The 14179-nt window shown below is 34.9% G+C and carries 18 protein-coding genes and 1 pseudogene; 15 read left to right on the top strand and 4 right to left on the bottom strand.

All coding sequences use genetic code 11. The features are described 5' to 3' along the window. The 10 genes and pseudogenes from HT711_RS08845 to HT711_RS08800 form a co-directional block, all read left to right on the top strand. Window positions 1-248, top strand: a pseudogene (locus tag HT711_RS08845) (hypothetical protein); the annotation flags it as partial. Between the two features lie 474 nt (window positions 249-722). Further along, window positions 723-1235 (top strand): hypothetical protein, encoded by a 513-nt coding sequence (locus tag HT711_RS08840; protein ID WP_084881628.1) that lies wholly within the window; start codon window positions 723-725, stop codon window positions 1233-1235. Between the two features lie 206 nt (window positions 1236-1441). Continuing rightward, the gene (locus HT711_RS08835; RefSeq protein WP_084881629.1) at window positions 1442-1960 is read left to right on the top strand and encodes a hypothetical protein; all 519 of its coding nucleotides are present in this window, start codon (window positions 1442-1444) and stop codon (window positions 1958-1960) included. A gap of 61 nt (window positions 1961-2021) precedes the next feature. Further along, a complete protein-coding gene (locus HT711_RS08830) occupies window positions 2022-2243 on the top strand; it encodes a hypothetical protein (RefSeq protein WP_084881630.1) in 222 nt (73 codons plus the stop codon). A 195-nt stretch (window positions 2244-2438) separates the two neighbouring features. Next, a complete protein-coding gene (locus HT711_RS08825) occupies window positions 2439-3779 on the top strand; it encodes an FtsK/SpoIIIE domain-containing protein (RefSeq protein ID WP_084881632.1) in 1341 nt (446 codons plus the stop codon). Beyond that, window positions 3776-4060 (top strand): hypothetical protein, encoded by a 285-nt coding sequence (locus tag HT711_RS08820; protein WP_050308487.1) that lies wholly within the window; start codon window positions 3776-3778, stop codon window positions 4058-4060. Before HT711_RS08825 ends, HT711_RS08820 begins: the two co-directional genes overlap by 4 nt. Before the next feature lie 264 nt (window positions 4061-4324). Further along, window positions 4325-4744 (top strand): hypothetical protein, encoded by a 420-nt coding sequence (locus tag HT711_RS08815; RefSeq protein ID WP_000262970.1) that lies wholly within the window; start codon window positions 4325-4327, stop codon window positions 4742-4744. Between the two features lie 4 nt (window positions 4745-4748). Then, entirely contained in the window at window positions 4749-5765 is a 1017-nt protein-coding gene (locus HT711_RS08810; RefSeq protein ID WP_057517287.1) for a replication initiation factor domain-containing protein, read from the top strand. 61 nt (window positions 5766-5826) lie between these two features. Further along, the gene (locus HT711_RS08805; RefSeq protein ID WP_000571454.1) at window positions 5827-6075 is read left to right on the top strand and encodes a hypothetical protein; all 249 of its coding nucleotides are present in this window, start codon (window positions 5827-5829) and stop codon (window positions 6073-6075) included. Between the two features lie 15 nt (window positions 6076-6090). Beyond that, window positions 6091-7587, top strand: a complete 1497-nt coding sequence (locus tag HT711_RS08800; RefSeq protein ID WP_000862760.1) for a site-specific integrase — start codon at window positions 6091-6093, stop codon at window positions 7585-7587. Window positions 7588-7678: 91 nt separating this feature from the next. On the opposite strand, the gene rpmG is transcribed toward HT711_RS08800, so the two are convergent. From rpmG to HT711_RS08780, 4 genes are all read right to left on the bottom strand, one after another. After that, complete coding sequence (gene rpmG / locus HT711_RS08795; RefSeq protein ID WP_001265622.1) at window positions 7679-7828, bottom strand: 50S ribosomal protein L33; 150 nt, start codon at window positions 7826-7828, stop codon at window positions 7679-7681. Window positions 7829-7843: 15 nt separating this feature from the next. Continuing rightward, complete coding sequence (gene rpmF / locus HT711_RS08790; RefSeq protein ID WP_000290417.1) at window positions 7844-8026, bottom strand: 50S ribosomal protein L32; 183 nt, start codon at window positions 8024-8026, stop codon at window positions 7844-7846. 147 nt (window positions 8027-8173) lie between these two features. Beyond that, complete coding sequence (locus HT711_RS08785) at window positions 8174-8350, bottom strand: PTS ascorbate transporter subunit IIC (protein WP_033607100.1); 177 nt, start codon at window positions 8348-8350, stop codon at window positions 8174-8176. 25 nt (window positions 8351-8375) lie between these two features. Then, entirely contained in the window at window positions 8376-8516 is a 141-nt protein-coding gene (locus HT711_RS08780; RefSeq protein ID WP_001162849.1) for a hypothetical protein, read from the bottom strand. A 190-nt stretch (window positions 8517-8706) separates the two neighbouring features. Between HT711_RS08780 and HT711_RS08775 the strand changes: the two genes are divergently transcribed. The 5 genes from HT711_RS08775 to HT711_RS08755 are packed head-to-tail and all read left to right on the top strand — an operon-like array spanning window position 8707 to window position 14174. Beyond that, entirely contained in the window at window positions 8707-10737 is a 2031-nt protein-coding gene (locus HT711_RS08775; RefSeq protein ID WP_112444842.1) for a BglG family transcription antiterminator, read from the top strand. 3 nt (window positions 10738-10740) lie between these two features. Continuing rightward, the gene (locus HT711_RS08770; protein WP_000912476.1) at window positions 10741-11025 is read left to right on the top strand and encodes a PTS sugar transporter subunit IIB; all 285 of its coding nucleotides are present in this window, start codon (window positions 10741-10743) and stop codon (window positions 11023-11025) included. A 12-nt stretch (window positions 11026-11037) separates the two neighbouring features. Then, window positions 11038-12384, top strand: coding sequence for a PTS ascorbate transporter subunit IIC (locus HT711_RS08765; protein ID WP_000975300.1), 1347 nt, complete (start codon window positions 11038-11040; stop codon window positions 12382-12384). Window positions 12385-12387: 3 nt separating this feature from the next. Then, a complete protein-coding gene (locus tag HT711_RS08760; protein WP_166732271.1) occupies window positions 12388-13245 on the top strand; it encodes a transketolase in 858 nt (285 codons plus the stop codon). Then, the gene (locus HT711_RS08755; protein ID WP_166732270.1) at window positions 13242-14174 is read left to right on the top strand and encodes a transketolase family protein; all 933 of its coding nucleotides are present in this window, start codon (window positions 13242-13244) and stop codon (window positions 14172-14174) included. The genes HT711_RS08760 and HT711_RS08755 overlap by 4 nt, the downstream gene beginning before the upstream one ends. The last annotated feature ends 5 nt before the right edge of the window (window positions 14175-14179 follow it).

The raw sequence follows: 14179 nt of genomic DNA, 5'->3' as shown, positions 1-14179 counted from the left end.
TGTTTGACAAACACGCCAACCTCAAGTATAGGTTTGGGGATCGGCATTTTGGGGCGGAAGGTTATTATGTGAGTACGGTTGGACTCAATGAAGCCACAATTAAGAAATATATTCAAGATTAAAGAAATTATCCAGTGGATGATTTCTTCACGAGTATGAAAATTTGAGAACGAGTAAAGCATGATATAGCACTAGATAAATTGAGTGTAAAAGAATATGAGGATCCCTTTAGGGATAGTGGTAAGTAATACTAAAGCCTCTTTAAGAGGCAAGTGACGAGTCAAGAGCAATGAGGCTTGAACAAAGTGAAAGCCAGCGTCTTTAGGCGCTGGCTGGTAATTTGGGCTTATAGCCCTGGTACAAACCACCCGTTTTAGGGGTGGTCATGATTCGGTTGATTTTTATTGAAATGTACTGAAATTAACAAAAAGAAAAAACGCTTGAATAGCGTTTTTCTTCTGTATTGATTCGTATTGAATGCTTACTTCACTTCTGTGAAGAAGATGTATGTTTAGAGAAATATAACAATCCTTAGAACTATTGATTTTAGTGATTTTTAGCAGGTTAGAAAATAAATGATAAATAGGGAAATATAACTTAGTGGAAGTTTAATCAGTTAGAAATCAGTTACATTGTAGAGTTAAGTTCTGAATTGTATAATTTGAAAAATTTTAAAAAAAGATATAAAATATAAGAAAAAACGTAAGAAAAAGAGGTGTGGTGTGAATTACTATCAAGCTAGGATTTCCTTTGAGACTGCTCAGTATTTAGAAGAAATGAGACTTTATTATGAATTAGTTACAGGAGGAAGCGTGTCAAAAGGTGAATGTTTGAATCGAGCGTATAGAGACTCTTTGAGTATTGTAGATTGGAAAAAAGTCTATGAATCAAAAATATTAATTAGCAATCATTCGATTAGCGATTCTTCGAAATTATTAAAAGTTCAAATTACTGAGGAGACGCGAGACGGGATTCAGAAATTAAAATCAACACTTCCATTAGTATTGGGTTCAAGGTCTGTAACTGTTGGAGTTTGTATTAGAGAAATATTGAAAGCTGCTTATATTGTAACTCATGAAAAAAATGAAGTTCAGCTACTTGATAAAGTTTCAGAAAAAATAAAAGAAAGTGTTGATAGATTAAGGAACTGTGGTGATAATGACGTCAGAAAGGTAGCGATTGACTTATTTATTGAGCTAGAAAAAATGGTTGATAATAGCATAAATCAAGGCTAGTTTAAACACTAGTCTTTTTTCTTACATTTTTTCGTACAAACTATTGACAAATAAATTCGGGAGGTGTATAATCTAAATGTAAGAAAAAACGTAAGAAAAAATGTAAGAAAGGAATTCTTGAAATGAGGGCAAGAGCGTCACCTATTAAGTAAATGATTAAAGTTGTTGTATAGAAGTGATTCACGAGTTAAAAGGAGTATTAAATAATGAATAGCGAAACATTCAAACAAAAATTTATTGACGGAGGGTATGAGTGCCCTAGAAGCAATGAGCAAATTTCGAGATTGCAGAAGATTCATTTTGAGTATAATTTAGGTTTTGTTTTCGATAAAGACTCACAAGCATATTTGCGAAAGATTCTACGTTTACCTTATACTTATCCTTGTTCTATGAAGATGGCCAACTCTATCTTATTAGCAAATATGTTACTTCATAAGTCAACAGGTGAAACCTTGTTAGAGTGGGTTAAAGAGGGAAAAGAAATACATTTACAATCATTCTTTTTAAATACGAATTCCTCAAAATATATCAAAGATGGTTTGTTAGAGGAGATTCGAAAAAATCATCGTTCGATTGCTAGAAAAGCTACGCCTAGTAATATTTCCCTTATAGAAAACGAACTAAACTATAATAGCGATTTGTTTCATTATTATATTAATGCGTTAGGGTGGAAACATGTTAAACGTTCCTATCTAGTTAAGTGCCTTGCAGGGGCTATTGCTTAATTTGTTATTGGGGAGCTAACTCCCCTTATTTTTGAAAAAATTGAAAGGAAAAATATAAAAAATGAAGGTTACTGAATATTTCTGGAGAACGAGCTGTCTTATACTGCTGGCTATTATGAGCTTTTTTGCTGGATTTGGAGCAAAACTGTCATTCTCTTCTTATAATCCCTTTTTATCTGCGAAATTCGCTTTAGTAGTAGCTTTGATAGTCTTTGTAGTTCAATTATTAGCCATATTGCCAGCTTTGATTACAAGAGGGAATAAAAATGATAAAGAAATATAGAATTTGCTTTTTTTGTATGTTCGTCTTCGCTCTTTTATCTGTGTACAATCCCTTAGGGTTTGGTTCAGCCCTTGGTGTGATGTTCTCAATTTTAGCATTTCTTTTCTTTTTAGCGTTCCTTTTATATTGGGGAAAAGTTAAGTTAATTTTGCTTTCTCTTATTATCAAGGATATCAGAAATAAGATGAGGTAAAAATGTTATATATAAATCGTAAGGTTTCTCTTTGTGAATCTTATCTTTTATCGACAACACTAATGAAAACTTGTTTTTGGGCTTGTATACTATCTCAAATTTTTATATTTATTTTATTGGTTTTAATCTTTAATATCTCAGGACTTTTACTAGTATTGGCCGTGGGCTTAGAAATTTTAATCGCCAATAAATTTATATCCAAGCTGAGTGAAGTATACAATAGAATTCAGCCTATTCTTGCTATAAGGGAGCGATTACTCTTCTTGCTCGAGTCTAACAATCTATTTGTGTCTTCTTCTGAAGGGGCTGTAGTTCGTTCTGCGGTTTTAGACTTTTCTATAGAAGAGGAATATATAGTTGTTTGTGCCCGTGTTATGGGCGATAATTTCTCTAATAAGGTTTCAGAGTTAGATGTATATTTGAGTGCTTGTTTGAATTTGAACTTAGAAGAGAAAATAAAGAGTCCTAGTTCTATTAAGTACATATTCAGAAGATATCCTGAGAAAAGAATTTCTTGGGAGGATACCCTACAAACTACAAAGATTACAATTTCTGATAGCGTTGGATTCCAACTCTCTTCTCCCCCACACTTAATCGTCGGGGGAGCAACGAAATCTGGAAAGACGGTTTTGATTGAAAATCTCGTGGCTCAGTACTTAACTTTAGGTGCTGAAATAAAATTGCTTGATCCTAAAAATGGCGACCTGTCTTGGTTGGTGGGGAGACATTTAGAAGATAGGTTAGGCTATAAAGTAATTTATAATTCTTGTTTTCAAATCGCAGGTGCTCTTCGCGAGGCAGTAGAAGAAATGAACAGAAGGTTTAAAATTATGGCAGATAATCCAGATACCTATGTTTCCAAAGGGAAAGTATTATCTTGGGCTGAAGTTAAGGGAAATTATCCGCTTGTGATTGTGTTGGACGAAGGGATAGCACTTAAGACAGAATCAGAGACAACAAAAGAGGGTAAACAAGCCTATCAAGAGGCAATGAGCAATCTAGGTACTTTACTAGTCAAGGCTCGTCAAGCCTCAATCGAGGTAATCGTAGGTCTCCAAAGAGCTTCAACAGACTTTATCCCGTCATACATGAGACAAAATTTTGGTGTTGCTCTTTTACTGGGTTCTAGCACTGCTGATTCAGATGCTTGTCGCATGATGTTTTCAAATCAAGATATAGATTATAAGACCTGTAACATTGGGACTGGATATATCCAAATTGACGGGGTTATTCCTACCCCTAAATACGTAGAAGTTCCGTTCAAATCTGACGAACTAGACTTTGAGGCATATTTTGATGAGGCTTGCGATAGGTACTTTCATAAGAGAGAGGTGTGGAAATGAAATTAAAACATATTTGTGAGGTTTGTGGTTGCGAAGAAGTGCTTGATTCTGATGAAGCCTTTGAACTTGGCTGGGATTATCCGCCTCGTAGTTGTTCATTTGGAATGGTGGCTGCAAGAACTTGTCCTAAATGTCCTATTGATAAAACACTATGGTGGGCATTAGCTATGGAGGGTAAGCCTCTTGAAAATTTGTCAAAAAGGCAAATTGAGGTATTAATCAGGATAAACAATGAACCGTTGAGTATTTTACCAAACTCAGACGACGGTCTTTCGGACTAGCGAAATAGGGACGATTGCCCAGGGGGCAGAATCGAGCGGAGCGGTCATCTTTTCGCTAGGGAGAAAGAGCCCACCGACTGCTTGCAGGAGGTCAGAAAATACCCCCAATACTAATAGGGGGTGCACACATACATGAAATGTACTCTAAACCCTTGGTACGTAAGGGGTTACGGCTTGCTAGTTGTACCAAGAGGTCGCAAACTCTTGGGAGAGTAAGGATGAGAGGTGTTTTCATGTAGGATACGGAATTAAAGGAGAAAAAATATGGTTTACAATATGACAGATACAAACATTAAAATTGGATTGCTTGACCTTGAAATGTCACAGTTTGATATTCCTAAGAAAGTAGTGATTTTGTCAGTTAGGGTGAACAACAAATACAAAGAAGTCAACGGCGAAAACGTGAAGACAGATGAAGTAAGTAAAATTACTTCTACTGTGCTTGACGCTGACAAAGTGAAAGTTCTAACTGAAATGGGAATTTCTACTGATGACTTAAAAGCGATTAACCTAGAAATTATCGGAAATCTGGATAAGATTGCAAAGCTTGCTCAAAATGATTCTTTGTTGAATGTTTCTGTTGAATTGATTCGGCCTAAGGTTAGACTAGCTTGGAACATGGCTAGAAGTAATTGGGCAGGTGTAAAAATTGTGTGTGAGGATATTAAAGTTCTAGGAGAATAATCCTATGAATACAGTTAGAATAGATTATTTTGCTGTAAGTGTTAAGGATGTCCCGCCAGAAAGAGTTCTGACTGACATCCTTTTGATTCCTCTTGAAAACTTTACATTGAATGATTGGGGCATAAATAAGTATAAGCAACATTATTCTTGTTCAGAAATTAAGGTGTATTTTAATGCTGATAGGCTTTCTATGGGTGTATTTATTGAATTAAAAGGGCAAGGTTGTCGTCAATATGAAGAATTTTTAAACAGTAACGAAAATAATTGGATTGCCTTAATTACTCGTTTATACCAGTATAATGTTAATTTCACTCGTTTAGATATTGCCCACGACATATTTGACGGTAGCTTAGATGTCCAACGTATATATGACTATTGCAAGAAAGGATTATGTGTCTCGAAAGCAAAACACTTTGAATATCATGAGAAATCAGTTCTAGATTCTGGTGAGCGTGTAGGAGAAACAGTTGCAATAGGTTCACGAGGTAATCAGCAGTGGTGCATATATAATAAACGCATGGAGCAACTTGGTAAGCAAGAGCTTGTAGAAGTTCCGTCTTGGATTCGCGCAGAGCTTAGATGTTGGCAGGAAAAGGCTAATATAATTGCAGAGCAGTTATTTTTAAAACGTCCATTATCGTCAATCTATTTTGAAGCTATCAATGGTCATTATCGCTTTGTTCGTCCAAATGCGACAGATAGCAATCATTGGAGAAGAAAAAAAGTCAAGTGGTGGATAGATTATCTAGGAACTGAAAACCAGACAGTTCTTAGTATTACAAGGGCTAAAACGACACTACGGCAGTCTGAGGCTTGGACAGAGAAACAAGTTGCGAAAACATTAGCAAAAGTCTATATTGCAAAGTATCAGGCCTATGATGTTCAAAAGGCAGAGGAATACATTCAAAGCTTACTTAAAGAGGGGCTTTCGAGGCTAACTGATAACGATGAAAAGGATATAGAGCAATATGTAAGAGAGCAGAATAGTTCTCAATTTTGGGGACAAAAAAAGACGACTTGAAAATAAGTCGCCTCTAAAAATTAACTAACTAGATTATAGCATAAGAAAGGAAAGTATTCCAATGATAGAGCTTAAGACAAAGTCAGACTATGATTTAACTAAAAATTGGTATCGGAAGAAAGAATTTTTAGATGAACTTTGGAAGGGTATGAAATTACCTACATTGGATCACTACATTCGTCAAATGAGAAATAGTCCATATTCTTTTGGAATTTGTGGAACTCATGGGAATGTCTTTATTCATGCGGAGGTATTTAAAGATTGGTTTGATTATAAGATTTTCCATGAAAATGAGGCAGTTATAGCTTAGTATAAGGGGGTAAAAATGAAGGTAGGTAAGACTACTCGAGTTCTAACTGTTTATCAATGGAAACCAGACCCTTCTAAAAAGGGCAACGTGCTTGTTAAGTTTGCAATGAGATATACTCATCCTTTGATAACAAAAAGTCGTTATAAGTACCTTACAAGGGGAGAAAATAAAGGGTGGTATACGACTAAGGCAATACCAACAGGAAAGGACAGTAAGGGACATGAGAAGTTACTTATTTCTGATATAAAGAATAGTCAGCTGATTACAAAAGTTTCAAAGATATTAAATGAAATGATTGATGAAACCGTATTAGATTTGACTGGAGAAAAACCAAAGAAATTAGAGCCTAGTAAAACTTTATGCCTCAAAGAGATAGCTAGACCGTATGATGAAAACAGTGAATTATACGGTTTAGCTTTTAAGTGGTGGGTCAATCGTGTTAAGCCTGCCAAGAATACTCTAAAGACTAGAGTTAGTGTTTATAACCAGCATATTTCCCCATATTTCAACGAAAATATGAGCCTTAAACAGTTCTGTATGGAACAGGAAAAAATGCAAGATATTATAAATAATGCAAGTGAGGGAACTTCAAAGAACATTCATATCTATCTTAAAATGATATTTGATTGGGCGGTAGAACAAGGAGAATTGACAGCGTCGCAACACCCTATTTTGAATAAGAGGGTTAAGCGTAAGACACTAACAAGTGCAGAAGAGCAGGCGAAACTTAGGGAAGATATAGCTGAAAAATATCTTGAAGTTGAAGAGGCTAATCAAGTATTTAAAATTATTGAAAATTGGACTAAGCGACATAATAATGAACTAGTTGCTGATGTACTCAGAATTATCTACTTGACAGGTATGAGACCGAGTGAAGCATTAGGTTTGAATGAAGATGTTCTAGATTTCAAGAATAAACTCATTAAGGTTCATTGGCAGAGGGCAAGCCATAATAAGACTGACAAAGAAATGGCAGAAGAAGGCTTGCGTGATGAGAAGGAACGATATAGAGCAATTCTAAAAACTAAAGAAAGCGTTAGAACTATTCCGATGTCACCAAAAGTAGAACAAATTTTACTTAAATATATTGAAAGAAATAAGTTTCAGGCGAGATTTAATCCGACTTATCATGATATGGGATATATTTTTACTAGGGTATACATAAAAGGGAAGAACCAGCAGGGCAGTCCATTGTATCATACAGAAATTTCAATGTTCTTAAGAGGTGGAACTAGTCAGTCCGCTAAGTATAATAAGAAAAGTGGAAAATCCTATAAGGATATTGATGACCTAGTTGATTTTGGTAGGCCTGTTCACATAGTTCCCCATATGTTCCGACATAGTTTTGTTTCAGTCATGGCTGATAAGAATGTAAGCTTAAACGTTATTCGAGAGTTTGTGGGACATTCAGAAGATAGTAGAGAAATAGAAAAAATCTATCTTCATGTTATGCAAAAAGGAAAACATAAGATTGAACAAGCTATGATAGATTTGTCTAAAATAATCTCTTGATTATTATAATCAGTTAAAATTCAGTTATTTTGCTAAACTTAAAAGAAAAAGCCTTAGAAATGTTGATTTCATAGGCTTTCTGTATGTTGTATTATTTAACTTCTGTAAACACAACGTGTTTGCGAAGTTTTGGTGAGTATTTCTTCAATTGAAGACGGTCTGGAGTGTTACGTTTGTTTTTAGAAGTAAGGTACAAGCGTTCACCAGATTCTTTGTGTTCAAGTGTAATATTTACGCGCATGGTATCTCCCTTCTATTATTCAGCTGATGCAGCTTTAGCGATTTTACGTCCTTTGTAGTATCCTTTAAGTGATACACGGTGAGAACGTGAGTAATCTCCAGTAGTTTCGTCAAAGTTTACAGATGGAGCTGTTACTTTGTAGTGTGTACGACGTTTGTTTTTCTTCGCTTTTGAAGTGCGACGTGCAGGTACTGCCATTTTAATTTCTCCTTTTAAGATATAATTCAGTTAGGTTTGATTTTCATCAACTTTAATAGTATATCAAAACTTTTTTGTAAAGTAAAGTTACTTGACAAAAAAAGATGAAAAAATTCTCCTATTCGGCACGGCAGACAGGAGAAGGTGTTAAATATCAATCTCAAATGGTTCGTCAATGGTTTCTGATACGTATTTTCCGTCTTTCTTCCGTTGTTTGACACATTCTGTGAGGAGATATTCGATTTGGCCATTGACTGAACGAAAGTCATCTTCTGCCCATGATGTGAGTGCAGCGTATAACTTTGTTGAGAGTCGAAGGGGGATCTGCTTTTTTTAGCTTCAACCATCTTTAGTAAAGACTTCCTGTGTTGACAATTGGTTGTGCATCATGATTGCCACAAAGAACGACAAGGAGATTTGAAACCATGGCAGCTTTTCGCTCTTTGTCAAGCTCTACCAATTCCCCTTCATTGAGCCGTTCTAGTGCCATTTCAACCATTCCTATTAATTGTTATCTAAATGATATCGCTTTAATTTATAACGTCAAGAAAAAGTAGAAAAATAATTACTAAAAACTTTCAGCCCAATAATTTCTTTTAAAAGGTGAGATTATATTGTGCTCAAATACTCTTTTATTCTTATAACTTTTACACTATAATTGTAGTTAGAAAGGAAGAGAAATGTTTGATTATAGAGCACTAGTTATTTTGATGACTTTGATGGATCATTGTGAGCTATCATTATATGAATTATCTGTTAAGGTGAGCTTACCTATAAAGGAAGTCAAAGAAGGAATAGATTATTTAGTGCCTTATCTAGCTAATAAAGGGATAGTGCTGGATAAAAAGCAAGGTCGCTATAGTTTATCAAATCGTACGAAGCAGTCTTTGACAGATATTATTAAGTCGGATGAATTGGTTTTACCAAAGTCGACTCGCTTAGCTTTGATCTATCTTTACACTTTTTGCCGATTAGATTTTATATCGAATAATCATTACCAAGACTTTTTGAAAGTAAGTAAGAATACAACCTTATCTGATATTCAATCATTAAGAAAGATTATGTTAGATAATGATTTGGAGCTAGGGTACAGTAGAGCAAAAGGTTATACTTTACACGGTTCAGAGTGGAATAAGCACCGTTTAGCTTTTCAAATGGTTAGTGAGTTGCTGGAATCCTCCATAGGAATTTGGGGTTTGGATTATGTTTTATCCAGTTGGGGGTATTCATTAACTTATGATTTGATAAATCAGGTAGTTAAAGATTATTATGAGAAGCTACAGCTAGTACCTATTGTTAATCAATTAAAAGTTTGCCTTTTCGGTTTAGTATTCATTCTGTGTAGGTATCAAAGGGATGTTGAAAGAGTAGGTCTTTCAGAGACATTAGTATCTCCTGTTATTCAAGATATAACCACTATTTTATTGGATACAGTGGTTGATTTGGGAATTATAGATACGGTGTTTTCTGAGGATGATTATCGCTATATCACCGTTTTATTATCAAGTTGCTTTGAAGGTGAAGTAGATGTTGCTCCGGTTTACTTTAATCAATTAACAGAGGCTATTATAAGTAGAATGGAAGATATTTCTTTGTTACATTTTAAACAAAGGGAAGGATTGAGAGAAAATCTTCGTCGCCATCTTATACCGGCTTACTATAGATTAAAGTTCGGTCTACCTAGTTCAAATGAATATGTGTTGCATGTTAAAGAACATTATCCTGATTTATTTGAACTAGTAAAAGATTCTTTGACTCCCTTGATGGACGCTATTGACAAGCCCATACCTGATAGTGAAACAGCATATTTTGTTATCCATTTCGGAGGTTATTTAAAGAAAGCAGATACTTTGCCTCAAAAATGGTATAAAGCAGCAATCATTTGTCCTAATGGTGTTAGTTCTTCATTGATGTTAAAAGAGAATCTATTAGCATTATTTCCTCAAATTGAGTTCATAGGAACCTCAAAGATTGATGATTTACAGGCGAAAACTAGTAGTGACTATGATATGGTTTTTTCTACCATAAAGGTGGAGACAGAAAAGCCAAATTATCTAGTTTCGGTTATGATGACTGAAGAGCAAGCAATACAACTAGTAGAACTAGTGTTAAAAGATTTTCCGAATTTAGAGTATGGGGATTTTGAGATTGAACAAATCCTGAATATTGTCAAAAGATATGGAATTATTACACAAGAATTGGAATTAAGATTGGCGTTAAAGAATTATCTTTATCAAAAAAATGATAGAAAGGAAATTGTACCAGTGCTAGAACAACTTATTACCAAAGAAACCTATCAGGTGAGTTCGCAAAAATTAGGATGGAAGGAGGCGATTCGTTTAGCAGCTAAACCGCTTTTGGATCAAGATAAGATAACTGAGAACTACCCTGAGGCAATGATTCAAAAAGTAGAAGAGTTTGGACCTTTTATTAATTTAGGGAAGGGAGTAGCAATTCCTCACGCTCGGCCAGATGAAGGTGTGAATGAAATAGGAATGTCAATGTTAGTTTTGGAAGAACCGATTTATTTATTGGATAATCCAGAACAAGAGGTAAGATTGTTGATTTGTATTGCAGCCATTGATAATGAAAGTCATTTAAAGGCTTTGTCACATTTAACAACAATTTTAAGAGATAAAAATCATGTTCAAACTTTAATATCATCAAAAAACTATGATGACATTGAAATGATAATTAAACAGGAGGATTAAATAATGTTAAAAATTGGTACAGCTTGTGGTTCAGGATTAGGTTCAAGTTTTATGGTACAGATGAATATTGAATCTGTATTGAGTGATTTGAATGTTTCAGATGTAGAAGTTGAACACTATGATTTAGGTGGAGCAGATCCAAATGCTGCTGATATTTGGATTGTTGGTCGTGATCTAGCTGATTCAGCTAGTCATCTTGGAGATGTTCGTATCTTAAATAGTATTATTGATATGGATGAACTACGAGAATTAATTACTAAACTTTGTGAAGAAAAAGGACTTATATAGGAGGCTAGCGTCATGATGAAGTTCATATTGGATATTGTTAGTACACCAGCTATTTTAGTAGCTTTAATTGCAATCTTAGGATTAGTTCTTCAGAAGAAGAAATTACCTGATATTATTAAAGGTGGAATTAAGACCTTTGTTGGTTTCTTAGTTGTATCTGGTGGTGCAGGAATTGTACAAAATTCTTTAAATCCATTTGGTACCATGTTTGAGCATGCTTTTCATTTATCTGGCGTTGTGCCGAATAATGAAGCAATTGTAGCTGTAGCTTTAACAACATATGGCTCAGCTACTGCAATGATTATGTTTGCAGGTATGGTATTCAATATCTTAATTGCTCGTTTTACTCGATTCAAATATATCTTTTTAACAGGGCACCACACTCTATATATGGCGTGTATGATTGCAGTCATTTTATCAGTTGCTGGCTTTACAAGTTTGCCTCTTATCTTACTAGGAGGATTAGCACTCGGTATTATTATGAGTATTTCCCCAGCATTTGTGCAAAAATATATGGTTCAATTAACTGGAAATGACAAGGTGGCTTTAGGTCATTTCAGTTCTTTGGGATATTGGTTGAGTGGTTTTACTGGTAGCCTTATCGGTGACAAATCAAAATCAACAGAGGACATTAAATTTCCAAAGAGTCTAGCTTTTTTACGTGATAGTACTGTTAGTATTACTTTATCCATGGCAGTTATTTATATTATTGTAGCTATCTTTGCAGGGTCAGAATATATAGAAAAAGAAATCAGTAGTGGTACAAGTGGTCTAGTTTATGCTTTACAATTAGCAGGTCAATTTGCAGCAGGTGTATTTGTTATTTTAGCAGGTGTTCGCCTTATTTTGGGTGAAATTGTTCCAGCCTTTAAAGGTATTTCAGAGCGTCTTGTACCTAATTCAAAACCTGCTTTGGATTGTCCGATTGTTTATACTTATGCACCCAATGCAGTTCTAATTGGATTTATCTCTAGTTTTGTTGGTGGTTTAGTAAGTATGGCAATTATGATTGCTTCAGGAACGGTTGTTATATTACCAGGCGTTGTGCCTCATTTCTTCTGTGGAGCGACTGCAGGTGTTATTGGGAATGCATCTGGTGGTGTTCGTGGAGCCACTATTGGAGCATTTTTACAAGGTATTTTAATCAGTTTTCTTCCAGTCTTTTTAATGCCAGTTTTGGGAGGACTTGGTTTCCAAGGATCAACTTTCTCAGATGCAGATTTTGGTCTATCAGGAATTATTTTAGGAATGTTAAATCAATTTGGCTCACAAGCAGGCATTGTGATTGGTCTTGTTCTTATTTTAGCAGTTATGTTTGGAGTATCCTTTATTAAAAAGCCATCTGTAAAGGAGGAATAAGGGATGATTTTAAGTAAAAATAGAGAAGATGAGTTAAGAAAATTTGCGACTAACATCCGATTAAATACTCTTGAAACCTTGAATCATCTTGGATTTGGTCATTATGGAGGGAGCCTGTCTATCGTAGAAGTTCTAGCAGTGCTTTATGGTGAAATAATGCCAATGACTCCAGAAATATTTGCATCGCGAGATAGAGATTATTTCATATTATCAAAAGGTCACGGAGGACCAGCTCTATACAGTACACTCTATTTGAATGGTTTCTTTGACAAAGAATTCTTATATTCTTTAAATACAAATGGAACCAAATTACCGTCTCATCCTGATAGAAATCTAACGCCAGGCATAGATATGACAACGGGCTCTTTAGGACAAGGAATTAGTGTTGCAACCGGACTTGCATATGGTCAGAGAATAAGAAAAAGTCCCTTTTATACCTATGCTATTGTTGGAGATGGTGAGTTAAATGAGGGACAATGTTGGGAGGCTATACAGTTTGCTTCTCATCAACAGTTATCTAATTTAATTGTATTTGTAGACGATAACAAAAAACAATTAGATGGTTTTACAAAGGATATTTGTAATCCAGGTGATTTTGTAGAAAAATTCTCATCATTTGGATTTGAATCCATTAGGGTCAATGGTTCAGATATTAGAGAAATTTATGAAGGGATTATCCAATTAAAACAGTCAAATAATTCATCCCCTAAGTGTATTGTATTAGACACTATTAAAGGTCAAGGAGTTCGAGAGCTGGAAGAAATGAAATCCAATCATCATCTTCGCCCTACTGTAGAGGAGAGACAAATGTTAACTTCAGTTGTAGAAAGATTAAGTCAGGAATTGGAGGAAACAGAATGATGAGAAGTACGAAAGAATTACGACATGTGTATAGAGATTTCCTTCTAGAGGCTAACCAAAGTTATTCTGATATAGTAGTTTTAGAAGCAGACTTGTCAAGTTCTATGGCTACTAATAATCTTGAAAAGGACTTTGGAGACCGTTATGTGAATGTTGGAATAATGGAAGCAGAAATGGTCGGGCTTGCAGCAGGTTTATCTATTCAGGGGTTTAGACCTTATCTTCATACATTTGGCCCTTTTGCTTCAAGAAGAGTATTTGATCAATTATTTATTTCTCTTGGGTACGCACAATTGGATGCCACTGTGATTGGCTCAGATGCAGGAGTAACGGCAGAGATGAATGGTGGAACACATATGCCATTTGAAGAAATTGGATTGTTACGTTTAATTCCTAAATCAATCATTTTTGAAGCAACTGATGATATCCAATTTCATGAAATCTTGAACCAGACATTAGACTTAAAAGGACTAAAATATATTCGAATAATTAGAAAGGCTCCAGAGGCTGTATATCAAGGTGGAGAAGATTTTTCTAAAGGCTACATTGAGTTAAGACACGGTGAAGATGTTGTAATAGTTGCTTCTGGCATAATGGTTGCTCCAAGTATTCGAGTTGCGGATGAACTGTCTAAATTAGGTTATTCAGTAGGTGTGATAGATTTATTTAGAATTAAACCGATACCAGAACAGATAAAAACAATGTTAAGTGGAAAAACTATATTTACTGTAGAAAACCACAATCAGATAGGTGGAATTGGCAGTGCTTTATGTGAATTATTCTCTGATGATGGAATAACAAAAATTCATCGGATGGGTGTTCAAGAAAGATTCGGTCAAGTAGGGAAAGTGGATTATCTTCTTAATGAGTATGGTTTGAGTGAATCGAATATAAAAGAGAAAGTTCTAGAAATTTATAATGCAAGATAGATGTT

This window comes from Streptococcus sp. 1032, from assembly GCF_013277015.1.
GTDB lineage: Bacteria > Bacillota > Bacilli > Lactobacillales > Streptococcaceae > Streptococcus.
This window is presented reverse-complemented; position numbering and strand designations above follow the sequence as displayed.

Bases quoted from the DNA above. Each gene is read 5' to 3' on its own strand.
- HT711_RS08800 (WP_000862760.1), top strand. From the start codon at position 6,091: ATGAAGGTAGGTAAGACTACTCGAGTTCTAACTGTTTATCAATGGAAA.
- HT711_RS08805 (WP_000571454.1), top strand. From the start codon at position 5,827: ATGATAGAGCTTAAGACAAAGTCAGACTATGATTTAACTAAAAATTGG.
- HT711_RS08765 (WP_000975300.1), top strand. From the start codon at position 11,038: ATGATGAAGTTCATATTGGATATTGTTAGTACACCAGCTATTTTAGTA.
- rpmF (WP_000290417.1), bottom strand. From the start codon at position 8,026: ATGGCAGTACCTGCACGTCGCACTTCAAAAGCGAAGAAAAACAAACGT.
- HT711_RS08810 (WP_057517287.1), top strand. From the start codon at position 4,749: ATGAATACAGTTAGAATAGATTATTTTGCTGTAAGTGTTAAGGATGTC.
- HT711_RS08825 (WP_084881632.1), top strand. From the start codon at position 2,439: ATGTTATATATAAATCGTAAGGTTTCTCTTTGTGAATCTTATCTTTTA.
- HT711_RS08770 (WP_000912476.1), top strand. From the start codon at position 10,741: ATGTTAAAAATTGGTACAGCTTGTGGTTCAGGATTAGGTTCAAGTTTT.
- HT711_RS08755 (WP_166732270.1), top strand. From the start codon at position 13,242: ATGATGAGAAGTACGAAAGAATTACGACATGTGTATAGAGATTTCCTT.
- HT711_RS08760 (WP_166732271.1), top strand. From the start codon at position 12,388: ATGATTTTAAGTAAAAATAGAGAAGATGAGTTAAGAAAATTTGCGACT.
- HT711_RS08820 (WP_050308487.1), top strand. From the start codon at position 3,776: ATGAAATTAAAACATATTTGTGAGGTTTGTGGTTGCGAAGAAGTGCTT.
- HT711_RS08830 (WP_084881630.1), top strand. From the start codon at position 2,022: ATGAAGGTTACTGAATATTTCTGGAGAACGAGCTGTCTTATACTGCTG.
- HT711_RS08835 (WP_084881629.1), top strand. From the start codon at position 1,442: ATGAATAGCGAAACATTCAAACAAAAATTTATTGACGGAGGGTATGAG.
- HT711_RS08780 (WP_001162849.1), bottom strand. From the start codon at position 8,516: ATGGCACTAGAACGGCTCAATGAAGGGGAATTGGTAGAGCTTGACAAA.
- rpmG (WP_001265622.1), bottom strand. From the start codon at position 7,828: ATGCGCGTAAATATTACACTTGAACACAAAGAATCTGGTGAACGCTTG.
- HT711_RS08815 (WP_000262970.1), top strand. From the start codon at position 4,325: ATGGTTTACAATATGACAGATACAAACATTAAAATTGGATTGCTTGAC.
- HT711_RS08775 (WP_112444842.1), top strand. From the start codon at position 8,707: ATGTTTGATTATAGAGCACTAGTTATTTTGATGACTTTGATGGATCAT.